General features: G+C 55.8%; 16 protein-coding genes and 2 pseudogenes. 9 read left to right on the forward strand and 9 right to left on the reverse strand.

The features are described from left to right. Window positions 1-11 precede the first annotated feature (11 nt). Both RGW60_RS12565 and RGW60_RS12570 read right to left on the reverse strand, forming a co-directional pair. Entirely contained in the window at window positions 12-1,727 is a 1,716-nt protein-coding gene (locus RGW60_RS12565; protein WP_322204910.1) for a DEAD/DEAH box helicase, read from the reverse strand. A 415-nt stretch (window positions 1,728-2,142) separates the two neighbouring features. Beyond that, window positions 2,143-2,898, reverse strand: a complete 756-nt coding sequence (locus RGW60_RS12570; protein ID WP_322204911.1) for a spermidine synthase — start codon at window positions 2,896-2,898, stop codon at window positions 2,143-2,145. A gap of 130 nt (window positions 2,899-3,028) precedes the next feature. On the opposite strand from RGW60_RS12570, the pseudogene RGW60_RS12575 reads away from it, so the two are divergent. Then, a pseudogene (locus RGW60_RS12575) lies at window positions 3,029-4,378 on the forward strand (class II 3-deoxy-7-phosphoheptulonate synthase). An 86-nt stretch (window positions 4,379-4,464) separates the two neighbouring features. Here RGW60_RS12575 and RGW60_RS12580 read toward each other — a convergent pair. After that, window positions 4,465-5,682 carry a winged helix-turn-helix domain-containing protein gene (locus RGW60_RS12580; protein WP_322204912.1) on the reverse strand — a complete coding sequence of 406 codons (1,218 nt, stop codon included), beginning with the start codon at window positions 5,680-5,682 and terminating at the stop codon, window positions 4,465-4,467. A gap of 38 nt (window positions 5,683-5,720) precedes the next feature. Beyond that, complete coding sequence (locus RGW60_RS12585) at window positions 5,721-6,452, reverse strand: sulfite exporter TauE/SafE family protein (RefSeq protein WP_407074111.1); 732 nt, start codon at window positions 6,450-6,452, stop codon at window positions 5,721-5,723. A 224-nt stretch (window positions 6,453-6,676) separates the two neighbouring features. On the opposite strand from RGW60_RS12585, the gene RGW60_RS12590 reads away from it, so the two are divergent. Beyond that, complete coding sequence (locus RGW60_RS12590) at window positions 6,677-7,162, forward strand: MarR family transcriptional regulator (RefSeq protein ID WP_322204913.1); 486 nt, start codon at window positions 6,677-6,679, stop codon at window positions 7,160-7,162. 276 nt (window positions 7,163-7,438) lie between these two features. After that, window positions 7,439-7,858, forward strand: coding sequence for an organic hydroperoxide resistance protein (locus RGW60_RS12595; protein WP_322204914.1), 420 nt, complete (start codon window positions 7,439-7,441; stop codon window positions 7,856-7,858). Window positions 7,859-7,951: 93 nt separating this feature from the next. Here the strand turns inward: RGW60_RS12595 and RGW60_RS12600 are convergent, their stop codons facing one another. Next, window positions 7,952-8,521 carry an elongation factor P gene (locus tag RGW60_RS12600; protein WP_322204915.1) on the reverse strand — a complete coding sequence of 190 codons (570 nt, stop codon included), beginning with the start codon at window positions 8,519-8,521 and terminating at the stop codon, window positions 7,952-7,954. A gap of 47 nt (window positions 8,522-8,568) precedes the next feature. Continuing rightward, window positions 8,569-9,702, reverse strand: coding sequence for an elongation factor P maturation arginine rhamnosyltransferase EarP (gene earP, locus RGW60_RS12605; RefSeq protein WP_322204916.1), 1,134 nt, complete (start codon window positions 9,700-9,702; stop codon window positions 8,569-8,571). Between the two features lie 119 nt (window positions 9,703-9,821). Here earP and RGW60_RS12610 point away from each other — a divergent pair, with 119 nt between their 5' ends. From RGW60_RS12610 to RGW60_RS12625, 4 genes and pseudogenes are all read left to right on the forward strand, one after another. Then, entirely contained in the window at window positions 9,822-10,232 is a 411-nt protein-coding gene (locus RGW60_RS12610) for a hypothetical protein (protein ID WP_322204917.1), read from the forward strand. 6 nt (window positions 10,233-10,238) lie between these two features. Continuing rightward, window positions 10,239-10,733, forward strand: a complete 495-nt coding sequence (locus tag RGW60_RS12615; RefSeq protein ID WP_322204918.1) for a transcription elongation factor GreAB — start codon at window positions 10,239-10,241, stop codon at window positions 10,731-10,733. A gap of 132 nt (window positions 10,734-10,865) precedes the next feature. Then, on the forward strand, window positions 10,866-11,063 hold the full coding sequence (locus tag RGW60_RS12620) for a hypothetical protein (RefSeq protein ID WP_299827741.1): 198 nt from the start codon (window positions 10,866-10,868) through the stop codon (window positions 11,061-11,063). Window positions 11,064-11,069: 6 nt separating this feature from the next. Further along, window positions 11,070-11,213 (forward strand): annotated as a pseudogene (locus RGW60_RS12625) (GNAT family N-acetyltransferase); the annotation flags it as partial. Between the two features lie 110 nt (window positions 11,214-11,323). Here the strand turns inward: RGW60_RS12625 and RGW60_RS12630 are convergent. Next, window positions 11,324-12,091 carry an SDR family oxidoreductase gene (locus RGW60_RS12630; protein WP_322204919.1) on the reverse strand — a complete coding sequence of 256 codons (768 nt, stop codon included), beginning with the start codon at window positions 12,089-12,091 and terminating at the stop codon, window positions 11,324-11,326. A gap of 131 nt (window positions 12,092-12,222) precedes the next feature. Here RGW60_RS12630 and RGW60_RS12635 point away from each other — a divergent pair, with 131 nt between their 5' ends. Further along, window positions 12,223-12,669 (forward strand): helix-turn-helix domain-containing protein, encoded by a 447-nt coding sequence (locus tag RGW60_RS12635; RefSeq protein WP_322204920.1) that lies wholly within the window; start codon window positions 12,223-12,225, stop codon window positions 12,667-12,669. A gap of 21 nt (window positions 12,670-12,690) precedes the next feature. Here the strand turns inward: RGW60_RS12635 and RGW60_RS12640 are convergent, their stop codons facing one another. Next, complete coding sequence (locus tag RGW60_RS12640) at window positions 12,691-13,446, reverse strand: SDR family oxidoreductase (protein WP_322204921.1); 756 nt, start codon at window positions 13,444-13,446, stop codon at window positions 12,691-12,693. 100 nt (window positions 13,447-13,546) lie between these two features. Here RGW60_RS12640 and RGW60_RS12645 point away from each other — a divergent pair, with 100 nt between their 5' ends. Continuing rightward, window positions 13,547-14,452, forward strand: coding sequence for an AraC family transcriptional regulator (locus RGW60_RS12645; protein ID WP_322204922.1), 906 nt, complete (start codon window positions 13,547-13,549; stop codon window positions 14,450-14,452). 83 nt (window positions 14,453-14,535) lie between these two features. On the opposite strand, the gene RGW60_RS12650 is transcribed toward RGW60_RS12645, so the two are convergent. Beyond that, window positions 14,536-15,096, reverse strand: a complete 561-nt coding sequence (locus RGW60_RS12650; protein WP_322204923.1) for a LysE family translocator — start codon at window positions 15,094-15,096, stop codon at window positions 14,536-14,538. Window positions 15,097-15,185 lie beyond the last annotated feature (89 nt).

A 15,185-nucleotide genomic window follows, 5' to 3' on the forward strand; every position in this document is an offset into this window, starting at 1 on the left:
TCAAGAGCAGATCAGTCTTCGCGATAGCGACGCAGCTTCAACTGCTTGCCTGCAACTCGGGTGTCCTTGAGCTTGGTCAATAGACGCTCAAGGCCGTCTTCCGGCAGCTCAACCAGGCTGAAGCTATCGCGCACTTGAATGCGGCCGATCGCTTCGCGGGCCAGGCCGCCTTCGTTGAGGATTGCACCCAACAGGTTTTTAGCAGCAATACCATCACGCGCGCCCAGCGCGGTACGGCAACGAGCACGACCTTCAGCCAATGGAACCGGAGCACGACGCTCGCGATCAGCACCGCTGCGCTCAGGACGCTCGCTCGAAGACGAACGATCGCTGCGCTCACGTGGCGCGCTGGTTGGAACCAGTGGGCGATCACGCTCGATGGCGGCCAGGGTCAATGCTTGACCGTTGGTAGCTTTGCGCAACAGAGCAGCAGCGAGGGCACGCGGGCTGCAGCCGATATCGGCGATCAGGCGATCAAGCAGATCACCGTGGGTCGATTCAGCGTCGGCAACCAGCGGAGTCAGGCTGTTAGTCAGTTTCTTGATGCGAGCATCGAGAACAGCTTGAGCATCCGGAAGGCGGACTTCAGCAACCTTCTGACCCGTAACACGCTCGATCACTTGCAGCATGCGGCGCTCACGAGGAGTCACCAGCAGCAACGCACGACCTTCGCGACCGGCACGGCCAGTACGGCCAATACGGTGAACGTAGGACTCTGGATCGTAAGGCATGTCCACGTTGAATACGTGGGTGATACGCGGAACGTCGAGACCACGTGCAGCAACGTCGGTGGCTACAACGATGTCCAGACGGCCATCCTTGAGCGACTCAATGACGCGTTCACGTTGGTTTTGAGCGATGTCGCCGTTCAGCGCGGCAGCCTTGTAACCTTTCGCTTCAAGAGCGCTGGCCAGATCCAGGGTCGCTTGCTTGGTGCGCACGAACATGATCAGTGCGTCGAAGTCTTCGACTTCCAGCAGGCTCAGCACAGCCGAGGTTTTCTGGTCAGCGTGAACCAACAGGTGAGCCTGTTCGATCGCGGTAACGGTTTGGGTCTTGGTCTGAATCTTCACGTGCTTCGGATCGCGCAGGTGGCGTTCAGCGATGGCACGGATCGATTGAGGCAAGGTCGCAGAGAACAGAACGGTCTGACGAGTAGCTGGCAACGCCTTGAAGATAACTTCCAGGTCATCCATGAAGCCCAGCTTCAACATTTCGTCTGCTTCGTCGAGAACCAGGTGGTTCACGGTAGCGAGTACTTTTTCGTCGCGGCGAAGGTGATCGCACAGACGACCCGGCGTGGCGACAACGATCTGCGCGCCATTACGGATTGCTTTCAACTGCGGGCCCATCGGCGCACCGCCGTAGACCGCTACTACCGTTACACCTGGCATTTGCTTGGCGTAGGTTTCGAAAGCGGTGGCTACTTGCAGGGCCAATTCGCGAGTTGGCGCGAGGATCAGTGCTTGAGGTTCGCGCTTGGCTGGATCGATACGATGCAGGATTGGCAGTGCGAACGCAGCGGTTTTACCCGTACCGGTTTGCGCCTGGCCAATCATGTCATGGCCTTCCATGATGATCGGGATCGATTGCTGCTGAATGGCCGAAGGCTCTTCGTAGCCGGTTGCAATAACGGCTGCGAGAATATTTGGATGAAGTTCAAAAGCGGCGAAGCCGCCGAATTCCTGGGTCATGGGTCTGCCTCTAGTGCATCCGCAAAGACCCATGTTCCAAAGCTGCGCGTGCCGTGTAAGACCCTAGAGTCGCCCTGGCTGCTTTGTCGGCGGGGATTTGCGAAAACGTTTGAATGAATGAATCGTCAAGGATAGCCCGCAGAGCGGACAAGCAGCCGAAGCTGGCTTCGGGGGATTGCAATACCTGTACGAGGGCCAGGTTAAAGGCCGGCGCGTACTATACCGGAATTACTGACAAAAGTGAGGGTTATTTTCGGAAAACCACGACCGTCCCGCTCTCTGTTACAGGCTTTGCGCGAACCCACATCTGTGTTTATTTTGCAAAGTCCCAAATTCTAAGGCTGTACTGCTACATCGTTTCATCTACTTCGATTGGCGGTCTTTTGCCTACCCCAGCGTGACAGGACCTCTCTATATCCTCCCCTATACGCAAAGAGACTCGCGTTGGTCAGGTTGCCGGGCGGATAACCTTGATCAAGGGCAGCAGTGAATAACCCAGACGCGGAGCCAGAACTTCGGCACGCTCGGTCAGTGCTTGCAGATCCAAAACCTGTTCAAGGTCTGCTGGCACTATCAGGATGACGTTGCCCTCTTTCACCGGCAACTCCCAATAGTGCCGATGGTAGAGTCCACGTAAAAGCGCTGCGCCTAGCGGTTTTCCGTCATCGGCCGCCCATTGGTTGATCACCAGCCAGCCGCCCGGATTCAGATGTTTCTGACAGTTTTCCAGAAACTTCCAGGCCAGGTGCCCGACACCCGGGCCGACATCGGTATACAAGTCGACGAAGATCAGATCGGCGGACTCAGCGCTGTCAAGCAACTCCAGCGCATCGCCGATACGAATGTACAGCCGAGGATCATCGTCCAGACCTAGAAACTCGATGGCCAGACGCGGAACATCAGGCCGTAGCTCGATGGCTTCGACGTCCTCAAGGGGCAGGAATTTGAGGCAAGCTTGCGTCAGTGTCCCGGCGCCGAGCCCCAGAAACAAAGCGCTTTCTGGTGCATCGTGGCACAGTGCGGCAATAAACATAGCGCGGGTATAGTCGTATTCCAGCCAGCTTGGGTCGGCAGTGAACGTACAGCTTTGCTCGATGGCATCGCCGAACTCCAGGAACCGATACTCGTCCACTTCCAACACACGAATCATGCCGAAAGCATCGTGTACTTCAGCCAGTAAACGCTCGACGCGCTCCTCAGTCATTGCTTCTCCTAATGGCATGGTGGCAAGCGGGAAGCGCGGATTGTCGTCTGTGCTGCCATTGGCAAGCAAGCCTGCTCACACAGGGACTGTTAAGATGGCGGTCCGACTGCATTGACCTGGATTTTCAATCATGAGCCAACCCTGGAGCCCCGACAGCTGGCGGGCACTGCCTGTTCAACAACAACCTCAGTACCCGGACGCCGCGCATTTGTTGCGGGTCGAACAAACATTGGCGGGTTACCCGCCCCTAGTGTTCGCCGGAGAAGCACGGGAGTTGCGTCGGCAGTTTTCCGAGGTCACCCAGGGTCGAGCGTTTTTGCTGCAAGGCGGCGATTGCGCGGAAAGCTTTGTCGAATTCTCGGCGGCGAAGATTCGCGATACGTTCAAAGTGTAGCTGCAGATGGCAATCGTCATGACCTTTGCGGCGGGTTGCCCGGTGGTCAAGGTCGGGCGCATGGCGGGTCAATTTGCCAAGCCGCGCTCGGCCAACGACGAGACTATCGGCGGCGTGTCGCTTCCGGCCTATCGTGGCGACATCGTCAACGGCATTGGTTTCGATGAAAAAAGTCGAGTGCCGGACCCCGATCGCCTGTTGCAGGCTTATCACCAGTCGACCGCTACCTTGAACCTGCTGCGCGCATTCGCTCAAGGCGGCTTCGCTGATCTGCATCAGGTGCATCAGTGGAACCTGGACTTCATCGCTAACTCAGCGCTGGCAGAAAAATACAGCCAGTTGGCCGGGCGCATTGATGAAACCTTGGCCTTCATGCGCGCGTGCGGACTGGATACCTCACCGCAATTGCGCGAAACCAGTTTTTTCACCGCCCACGAAGCGTTGTTATTGAACTTCGAACAAGCTTTCGTGCGCCGCGACAGCTTGACCAACGATTACTACGACTGCTCGGCGCACATGCTTTGGATCGGCGACCGCACGCGGCAACTGGACGGGGCTCATGTCGAATTTTTGCGCGGCGTGAACAACCCTATCGGGGTTAAAGTCGGCCCAACCATGGACCCCGAAGACCTGATTCGCCTGATCGACACGCTTAATCCGAGCAACGACCCTGGCCGCCTGAACCTTATTGCGCGCATGGGCGCTAACAAGGTAGGCGATCACTTGCCGCAATTGATTCGCGCCGTGGAGCGCGAGGGCCGCAAAGTGCTGTGGAGTAGCGATCCGATGCACGGCAACACGATCAAGGCCAGCAGTGGCTACAAAACCCGTGACTTCGCTCAAATTCTCAATGAGGTTAAACAGTTCTTCCAGGTGCATCAGGCTGAGGGCACCTACGCCGGTGGCATTCATATTGAAATGACCGGGCAAAACGTCACTGAATGCATTGGTGGCGCGCGGCCGATCACCGAAGACGGATTGTCGGATCGTTATCACACCCACTGCGACCCACGGATGAACGCCGATCAGTCATTGGAACTGGCGTTTTTAATCGCCGAGACGTTGAAGCAGGTTAGACCGCGTTAAGCCCTTTCCGAATAGTGCGGCTCTGCAGGGAATCGCGGATCACAACCTGGTATGAAATTCATATCGGGAAGAGAGGCGCGCTGTGTTTAGTCCAACCGTAAAAAAGCCGCCCGCAAGCGCGCTGCACTGGCGCGCTGGCAGTTAATCTGCACGTGAGCCAGACCCAGCCAGTCAGCCATCTGCCGCAGGTTTCGAGCCAAGGCCTGCATCCCCTCCTCGTTCAGACCCTTATCTTCTTCGTGCACTGCATGCACCGCCAATCGTCCCAAGGCACGCTCGGCCCGCAAATCGATACGGGCGGCGATTCGTTCATTGTGCAAAAACGGCAGCACGTAGTAGCCGTACACGCGCTTGTCTTGCGGGGTATAGATCTCCAGACGGTAGCGAAAGTCGAACAGCCGTTCAGTGCGACTTCGCTCCCAAATCAGCGAATCGAAGGGCGAAAGTAAAGCGCTGGCCGAAACCTTGCGCGGCAGCTTAGGCTCAGGAAGGCAATAGGCGGGCACACGCCAACTTTCGACTTGAACCACCTGCAACGAACCAGCCTCAACCAGTTCTGCCAAACCCGAACCGCTTTGCGCTGGAGATAGTCGAAAATAGTCGCGCAAATCCTTATCGGTGCCCACACCCAATGCTGTCGCCGCGTGCAATAACAATCCGCGTTGCGCTTGAGCTTCACTCAACTCTGGGTGATCAAGAATGACGGCAGGTAACACGCGTTCAGGCAGGTCGTATAGACGCTCGAATCCGCGACGACCGGATACCGTCACCTCCCCAGCGGCAAACAGCCATTCCAGCGCCTGCTTCTCCGCGCTCCAATCCCACCAAGGCCCCGCCCGCTCCTGGCGGGTACTCAGACTGCCCGCACCCAGCGCCCCCTGCTCGCGAACCGACTGCAACACTCGAACAATGGTCGCTTGCTGCTCATGACCAAATTTCGCCAAGCCCTGATAGATACCGACACCTTGCGACGCCCGGCGCATGCGCCATCGCAATAGGGGGTACAAGCTGAACGGCAGTAACGACGCTTCATGCCCCCAATACTCGAACAACTTGCGCTGACGACCCAGACCCCAAGCTGCCCGGTCCAACAGTGGCTGAGCATAGATGCCCAGGCGAGAAAACAGCGGCAAGTAATGCGAACGCACCAAGGCGTTAACTGAATCAATCTGCAAAATGCCAAGGCGGTCTATCAACCGATTGACGTGGGCCGCCTTAATCAACGCTGGCGGCTGGCGCCCAGTGAACCCTTGAGCTGCAAGCGCCAGACGACGTGCGCCTTTAAGCGAAAGTTCTGCGGACATTCAGGCCTCCCGGTTGCAGAAATAAATCTGCTAAAGCTTCAAACTTTAAACCCAAGCACCACCGCACAGATAACCAGAAAACCGCAGAACAACGTCCTCAGCAGTCTTTCCGGCAGCGTGTGCGCAAGCTTTACACCCCAACTGATGCTAGCCAGACCGCCAATGGCCAAGGGGATGCCCATTTGCCAATTGACGTGTCCGTGCACTGCGTAGGTGACTAAGGTGATCGTGGTGCTGGGAGTCGCCAATGCCAGCGCCAACCCTTGAGCAACGACTTGGGTCGCGCCAAAAACCCCGGTCAGTATCGGCGTTGCAATGACTCCGCCTCCAACGCCAAACAAACCGCCGGTTACCCCTGAACCTGTGCCCAACACCCACAGCCATTTTGCGTGACGCAGCTCAGTGCTGGCAGTACCGTTATGCCAAAACATCTGGATCAGGTTGAACACCGTCAGCACGATCAAAAAGCCCACAAAGGCTAGGCGCATTGTGTGAGGGTCTAGCCGTACCGCCCACAACGAAGTAATCCAAGCCAGGCAAAAGCTTGGAATAATCAGCATCAGTGCATTACGAAGGGAAATCCGGTTGCGCTGGTTATAGCGCCATAATGCCAACAGTACGTTGGGCAACACCATGAGCAACGCGGTGCCTTGAGCCAATTGCTGATCAAGGCCGAACAACACCCCAAGCACGGGGATGGCCACCAAGCCGCCGCCGATGCCAAACAACCCACCTAACGTCCCCATCGCTGCGCCGAACAACACAAACATCACGATTTCGATCACGCCCACACCCCAACGAACTGATACGCGCATGCTACGCAGTGCGTCTCAGACAGGAAATGCAAAGCAGGCATTAAACGCTTCGCATTTGCTGAACACCGCTTTCACAACACATGAACGACTGCGGAACTGGGTCTGGCAGCCGATAATTTATCTAGCGCATTAAACAATGTGGTACTAAATTAAAGTACAACTGATACAGAGGATTTCAAATGAGCACTGACGACCACTCAACTACCGATGCAGGGGCCTACGATCAACTGCTGCTCGACAGTCAATTGTGCTTCGCCCTGTACTCGACCTCCTTAATGATGACTAAGGTTTACAAGCCACTGCTACAGGCGTTGGGGCTGACGTATCCGCAGTACTTGGCGATGATGGTGTTATGGGAACACGACGGCATGACCGTAGGCGACGTCAGCTCTCGGCTATTGACCGACCCTGGTTCACTGACGCCGCTACTAAAACGCTTGGAAGTAGAAGGGCTGCTGAGCCGAACCCGGAGCAAGGAAGATGAACGCGTTGTGCTGCTGCACTTGACCAAGCAGGGCCGTGAACTGAGCGAGAAAGCCAAAAACATTCCTTCCTGCATCCTCGGTGCGTCCGGTAAGACGATAGCGGAACTGAAACTGATGCAAACCGACCTTATCGCGCTGCGCGGGCATCTGCACGGCAGTATTAGCGAACGAACCTCGTAAAAGCTGCCGAAGGCTGCGATTAGCTGGCTGGTCTCAAAGCAACCTTCGGTAGCCCCAGCCAGCAACCTCCGACCAACGGTCACCCTCCACGCAACGCCTTAAAAATCCGCGTTCCCAGCGCTTATATCTCCCCTCGAGCCTTACCGAATACTGTCCACGAACGCTTTTCTTAAAATTTATATTGCGTGCTAAATATTTGCGCGATACATTTACTCCGCTTAGTTAGCGCGCAATTATTTAGCGCAAAAAAATAATCGTTGATATGAGGCTTTAACCATGGAAACTCTCTACACCGCAGTTGCAACCGCTACCGGTGGCCGTGATGGCCGTGCCGTTTCCAGCGACAACATCCTCGACGTCAAACTCGCCACCCCGAAAGAACTGGGCGGTGCTGGTGGCGCAGCGACCAACCCCGAGCAGCTGTTTGCTGCCGGTTACTCTGCGTGCTTTATCGGCGCGTTGAAATTCGTCGCCGGCCAATCCAAAGCTTCAATCCCGGCAGACGCTTCGATCACTGCCCATGTTGGCATAGGTCAGATCCCCGGCGGTTTCGGTCTGGACATCGATCTACACATCAGCCTGCCCGGCCTTGAACAATCCGCTGCACAAACACTGGTTGATGCTGCGCATCTGGTTTGCCCTTACTCAAACGCCACACGTGGCAACGTTGACGTAAGGCTGCACGTAACCGTTTAACGCTTTGGTTTGCATGCAGAACGGCATGAAGAGCAAATAAAAAAACCCGACGCTAAGGTCGGGTTTTTTGCTTGCTACGGTAAAAGACTGCGCTTATTTAGCGCGACCTTTGTACGAACCGCCGTCACGGGTATCAATTTCGATCCTGTCACCGATGTTCACGAAGTCAGCAACGCTCAGCTCAGTGCCGTTTTTCAGCTTGGCTGGCTTCATTACTTTGCCCGACGTGTCGCCACGAGCTGAACCTTCGGTGTAGTCAACTTCTCGGATGATCGTAGTTGGCAACTCAACCGACACCAGGCGATCTTCAAAGAAAATGGCTTCGCAGACGTCAGTCATGCCTTCTTCGATGAACGGAAGAACGGCTTCCAGGTCTTCAGCGTTCAGCTCGTACATAGTGTAATCAGTGGTGTCCATGAACGTGTAGGTGTCACCGCTGATGAATGACAGAGACGCTTCCTTACGGTCCAGGATCACGTCTTCCAGTTTGTCGTCGGCGCTGTATACGATTTCGGTCTTGTAACCGGTCAACAGGTTCTTCAACTTGGTCTTCATGATTGCGCTGTTACGACCAGACTTGGTGAATTCAGCTTTCTGAACCAACCAAGGGTCATTTTCGAGCTTAATCACTGTGCCGGGCTTGAGTTCTTTACCAGTTTTCATTACGAATATCCGAATTTGGATGGATTTACAAAAATCTAGGCCGCGTATCATAGCCAATTTACATAAAACTGTACTAGCGCCGCAGTTAGATCGGCCTGGGAAGCCTGTTCCAGACACCAGTGCTCTGCGTGTTCAGTAACCTCAGGCCAGTGTAGTAGCAGTTCAGACCAGTGCGGCCCCATTTCATTAGCACTGTTCCAGGCCTGCCACACACTCTTTAACGCCTGGCTCGCGCTTGGCGACAGCCCTTTCAGGTAAAGCTCAAGAAAAGCATCAAGCTTGACCCAATGCGCGTCATCGTCCTGTTCATAGATGTGCCAAAGCAACGGTCGACCAGCCCACTGCGCACGGACGAATGAGTCTTCACCGCGCACGGCATTGAAATCGCAGCTCCATAGCAAGCGATCGTAATCGTCTTGTCCAACGAAAGGTAAAATCTGCACCGTTAGGGCGCCGCGCTGTGCCCGTGCCCCCGCGCGGAGGCCATCAACGTCGAGCCACCGTCCTATATCACCCACAATCCGCCCCTCTGGCACCAACAGGCAAGTTGGTCGAATATCTGTAGCCAATGCGTCCAACCAACTAGCCAACCCTGAGTTCTCGTACGCGAACAGCGAAATCAGCCGCGCATTGCTTACGGGTTCTACCCCCAGTCCTTGCAGAAAACCGTACCGCGCCGCTGCATCGAGCTGGAACGCGTCCCGCCGGTCTAGCAGGCCCGCCTCTCGCAATAAGCCCCCGGTGTCTGATCGAAAACCGGGAAAGAAGAAAATCTTACGCAAGCCATTGGGTTGCGGCGACGGCAATGCATGGCAACCGGAGACCCATTCCTCGGCGCTCAAATATTCCAGATTCAACCACAGCGGTGGTCGCGAGCGCTGAGGCATCGCGTCGAAGTAAGCCGGCGGCAGACGGCAGGCAAAGGCTTCAATCACCACGTCCGCTACTTCGGTCGGCTGCCAATCTTTACTCCAGTGACAGATGCTCACCCCATCCTGCCATTGTTGAACCGCCGCTGTATCCGCTCCGGGACACAGACGGGTAAAGGGTTGCAGATCGTCCACCCACAGCCGAACCGCGAAACCGTGCTCAGCCGCCAATTGCCGAGCCAAGCGCCATGTCACGCCGATGTCGCCGTAGTTATCCACAACGCTACAGAAAATATCCCAGGAGGCTCTCATGCCCAGCTCTCTAACCACTAAAGACTATGATTGTCTGCCATAACGGTCTGCAAGCTCCAGCTTCGGGTAGACGCCGTGCGACAATCGTTGGCATCGACCGTCCACGCCAGGAACTCGCAATGCTTACTCATCCGTTGAAACTGATTTTGTGCATCGCGCTGGGCGTTTGGCTCGGGTGTGTCGCTGTAGCGGCGACTGGTATGTTCGCTTACGACTCATTGATCGGCGGCAAGGTCACCGCCGTGAGCGCTGCCGTCAACCAGATTAAGCTCCACATTCCACACAAAGGGTCGGCAGCGTACGAGTCGACCTCCGAACCCGAGCAGGCGCCAGAGCTGGAGTCAAACAACTCGATGTTCGAGAAGTACAAACAGAACCTACAGGACACCCAGGCGCGGCAAGACGATGACCAAGTCCAAACAGCCAGGGAAAAACGCATTAGCGGCCCGAAATGCCAGTTCTGGCAGCAGCAGGACCAGACTGCTCCCAGCGAAAAAACCCGCGCCAACGTCAATCTGTTTTGTGGTTGAGCCCCGATGCCTGAGTCTTACGATAAATACACTGTCCTGCAATTGATCATTGCCAAGCTCAAGATCGATCTGGATGTGCTTCAACGGGCGGCACAGACCGCCTACGAGACGGCAACCCATGAAGAAAACATCGCCGAGAATAAATACGACACTCTGGGTCTAGAGGCGTCGTATTTGGCAACTGGCCAAGCCCGGCGCGTTGAAGAAATCCGTCACTCATTGGGAGCGCTTCAAAACCTCAAGCTGCGGCCGTTCGATAGGCTGCGCGGGATTCAGATCGGAGATTTGGTAAACCTAGAAGCCAACAGGGGCGGCCAGCAGCAGCTGTTCATCGGGCCTGGCGCCGCCGGTCTGAAAATACAGCAGGGCAATAAATCAATTACCGTTATCACCCCCCATGCTCCGTTGGGGAAAAACCTTATCGGCAGGGCACAAGGCGATATTGTGGAAATAGTTATCAACCACGAGCGACAATCGTTTGAAGTGAAAGAAGTACAGTAATCTATTCGTTTGGAGGGTTGATCACCTCAACTTATTCTGGGTAAGGTGACGCAGCATCGCCATCAGTGTCCCTGGACGGATATCTCTAACTGATATCTCCAGGTGCATGGACTCATTAAAAGGAGATTTTTCATGTCGAACGTCGTTAGTTTTCCAGACGCCCATGAACGTGATCGCCTCAAGTCCAATGATCATCCTGGGTTGTTATACCTGAGCAAAAAAGAGCGCCTGCTGATTGAGGAGCTTCGCGTGACCAGCCATGCCGGTCGGCAATACATTTACGAATACGCGCACATTATGCAGGCGTCCAAGCCATTGCATCCTGACTGAAGCACACGCCAGCGTGGGTGCTGCAAACTGACCCTAGAAGTGTTGGAAGGCAACGCCACGGCCCAGGCGGCTTATCGCAAGCTAGGTTTCGCAGGGTATGAACTGGACCCGGAGATGGGCAAGGCGATATTCTGGCAAAAAGTGCTTTAAAGCGCTCAAGGTGAGACGAGATCAAACTGGATCTGTTCGCTTTAGACCTATGCCTAGGCCCGCTCTTGCGGGCCTGAGAGCAATCAACTCTTGATCAAATAGCCACGCCCCTACTCCCCCGCCCGCGCCGCCGCCATCTGGTCGTTGAAGTTCTTGAAGAACTGCTCATAGCCACCATTCACCTCAGCAAAGCGCAATGGTTTGACCCGCTCCACCAGAATCTCATCGGCATCGGGCGAATGCTGGAATATCCCCATGACTTCATCGATAAAATCCTTCAGCGGCATGGCATGGGGATCGTTTGCCTGACGATCGCCCATCAATTCGGTCTGCACATAGGGCGGCACCAGTTCGTGAACGTTTACTGCCGTGTCCTTAAGCTGGTAACGCAGCGACTGGGTGTAGGAATGCACCGCCGCCTTGGTCGCACAATAGCTGGGTGTAAGCGCCAGTGGCACGAAGGCTAGGCCTGACGACACGGTGACAATTGCCGCGTGGGGCTGCTTGAGAAAGTGCGGCAACAGCAGCCCGTCCAGACGAATCGGCCCCAACAGATTAGTGGCGACCGTGGCCTCAAGCTCGGTAGCGCCAGCGCGCAGGGATTCACCGCGCATGATGCCTGCGCAGTGAATCACCGCGTTCAGCTTCGGATAGCTGGCAATCAGTTGCTCAGCGACTCGCTGGGTATCGGCAGAGTCGGTGGTGTCGAGCACTGCGTAGTGCAGGCCCGGATTAGCCTGAACAACTTGCTTGAGTACTGACTCACGGCGCCCGGCAATGATCACTTCATTGCCCAAGGCCAGAAAAGCTTCAGCCAGCGCACGACCAATTCCGCTGCCGCCACCGGTGACCAAAAGGGTATTACCTGTAGTTTGCATAGCTGTCTCCAGTCATGTCGCAAAGATGTTGCGCCCCGTATGGGGCGATTCGATCTACCATAGAGTCAACAGGCGCTGTCGGGAAGTAGGCGCCAAAAAGTGCCGTACTTACCTGCTGGAAACCATAGCCGATGAATGATCCATTGCAACCCGTTAATCGCCCCCCGCAATGGCCCCATGGCAGTGATGCGAGGGACCCGGAACTGGAAACACTGGTGCGGGAAATCATCGGTCGCATTGCTGACAAATGGACAATGTTAGTGATCGAGGCCCTCGCCGAACACGGTTGCCTGCGGTTCACGCAACTTGCAGCAAAGGTCGGGGATGTCAGCCAGAAAATGCTGACCAAAACCGTGCGCCAGATGGAAGCCGATGGGCTGCTCGTGCGAACGGTCTACCCGCAAGTGCCACCCAAGGTTGAATACCGACTGACTGAAATGGGCATGAGCCTGGGTGAGGCATTTTGCGGCGTATGGTTATGGGCTGAGCGGCATCGCCAGAGCATAGAGTCCTCACGAAGAGCCTACCAGGCACAGGTTGATTTACAGGCGGTGCTGAACGGCGCACCGGAGATTTGACCGGCGTTAATTATCAATCTTTCATGCGTGTGAAGTCTGCTCCCGCATCCACACAATCGCGTCTGCCCCGGCAGCCATTCGCATTGGCGAGGTTGGGTCGTTCGCCGCACGCCATACCGCCTCGGCCACGTCCTGAGCTTCAGTGACCAAGGTAGATTGCGACCATTCAGCAAAAACCTGCTGCGCCAGATCGTTGTAGGCCTCTGGAATAGTGCCTTGCATACGAGCCTGGGCATTTTTACCGAAGTCGGTGTCAGGAGCACGGCCCGGCAGCACCAGACGCACCCGAATATTGAACGGCTCAAGCTCCAACGCCAGTGACTCGGTGAACGCATTTACCGCAGCTTTGCTTGCGGTATACACGCTTAGCAACGGCAATGATTTCACCGTTACGGTTGAGGTGACGTTGATAACAACTCCAGTTTTGCGTTGGCGAAACTGCGGGAGCACCGCTTGAGTCACCGCCATGGTTCCAAAGGTGTTGGTTTCAAAGATGTCACGGATCGCTTGCATCGAGCTGCCTTCGAGGGCGCCCAAAAAACCGATACCGGCGTTATTGACCAATACATCGATTGGCCCTGCGGCCTCTATCGCCTGTTGAATACTGTTCGGATCGGTCACGTCCAGAGCAAGCACGCGCAGATGCTCGGATGGCGCAAAGACGCTCGCGTCTGGAGTGCGCATTGTCGCGATGACCTTCCAGTTTCGCTCAAGAAAATATCGGGCGGTGGACAGACCAAAGCCTGAAGAGCATCCAGTAATCAGCACAGTTTGCATGGGTTGTATCCATTGGGTCATTGGAGGAACTATAAAGATAGGCTGTCGTACCCGGATTTTAAATAATCAGCAGTCCGCCTATCTTTCGCAGGAGTCCGAGATGCTAGATCCGCTCGCCGAGGTGGTCACCCTGTTGCAACCAAGCGCCACCATGTCCAAGGTCGTCAGCGGCGCGGGTGCCTGGCGCGTGCGCCGCACAGACACTGGCCAACCCTTTTACTGTGCGATTCTCGCGGGCGGATGCCGGCTGTCAGTGTCAGGACAGTCGCCGATAACCTTGCAGACCAATGACTTTGTGCTGATCCCGGCCGCCTACGATTTCAGCATGACGAGTCTGGAACCGATGACTGACGAAGACGCCGATACCGTGCCTGTTGAAGTGCGCCCACGGGACATTCGTGTCGGTACGCCGGACTCTCCGGCCGATGTTCAATTGCTGATAGGCCACTGTGCATTTGGTTCACCGGATGCTGCGCTGCTGGTGTCACTTCTACCGCAACTGGTGCACATACGCAGTGAGCGCCGACTGGCAATGCTGGTTGAGCTGGTGACCGATGAGGCGCGCGCACAACGACCGGCACGAGACGTGATCCTGGCACATCTGTTGGAGGTGATGTTTATCGAAGCCCTGCGCTCAACCGCGAACGTAGGCACATCGCCCGGCCTGCTGCGTGGCCTCGGCGACGAGCGCCTGGCCGTGGCAATACGTCAAATGCACGAATATCCAAACCGGCCCTGGACGGTGGTGCAACTTGCCAAGGAAGCAGCCCTTTCTCGCTCGACTTTTTTCGAACGCTTCACCCAAGCGTTGGGCATGGCTCCCATGGCTTACCTGCTCGGGTGGCGTATGGCGTTGGCGAAAAACCTGTTGCGTCGTAAAGACGGCAGTATCAACGAGATAGCCCAGCGTGTCGGATACAGTTCAGCGAGTGCTTTCAGCGTTGCGTTTAGCCGCTACACGGGGCTGGCACCTGCACGCTATTCGCGAGAAGCCATCGTAGTTTGAATGGGCAAAGGGCTAACTAATGTATTGCGAGATATCTATATGCACAGCACCGGAACGCTGTCGGGTCTGCCAGCTTGATGCCGTCAAAGTATTCGTGCGTCCAACAGATGCACGCCTACACCGATAAAAATAACGCCGCAAATGCGCTTGATCCGTCCAGCCCAGCGGGCCGCGCGCAGGCGTTTACTGAAGTAATGCGCGGCTGTGCAATAAAGCGAATGCACCACTGTTACCGTACTTGCCATGGTAACGATCATGATCAGAAAAGGACGAGTCATAGCCTGCCCTTTTTCGATGAATTGCGGCAGGAACACACAAAGAAACATCAGCGTATTTGGATTACTCCCTGAGACTAAAAAAGCTTGGCTCGCAATTCTCCATTTCGAGGTGGGGCCGTTTGCCGGAAGTTGGCCGATGGCCTCGGCTGCTGCCACTGGCGCAAACAATTGGCGCACGCCCAGGTAAATAAGCGCCCCGGCTCCTAATACCTTGATCGCCATAAAGGGCATCGGCACCGTCGTCAATATTGTTCCCACCCCCAGTGTCACCGCGCTGGTGAGCAGCATTTGCGCTGTCAGGTTGCCAGCAAGCGTCGCCGCCATCGCGGCAGCCCCGTAACGCAGGGTGTTGCCAACGCTGAGCATAATGTTCGGTCCCGGCGACAGGGTAGTCGCAAGGTAGGTGAGAAAAACATAACCCAATGATGCAGTGCCACGGCTGCCCCACGTTATGC

It is taken from the genome of Pseudomonas sp. AB6, assembly GCF_034314105.1.
Classification (GTDB): domain Bacteria; phylum Pseudomonadota; class Gammaproteobacteria; order Pseudomonadales; family Pseudomonadaceae; genus Aquipseudomonas.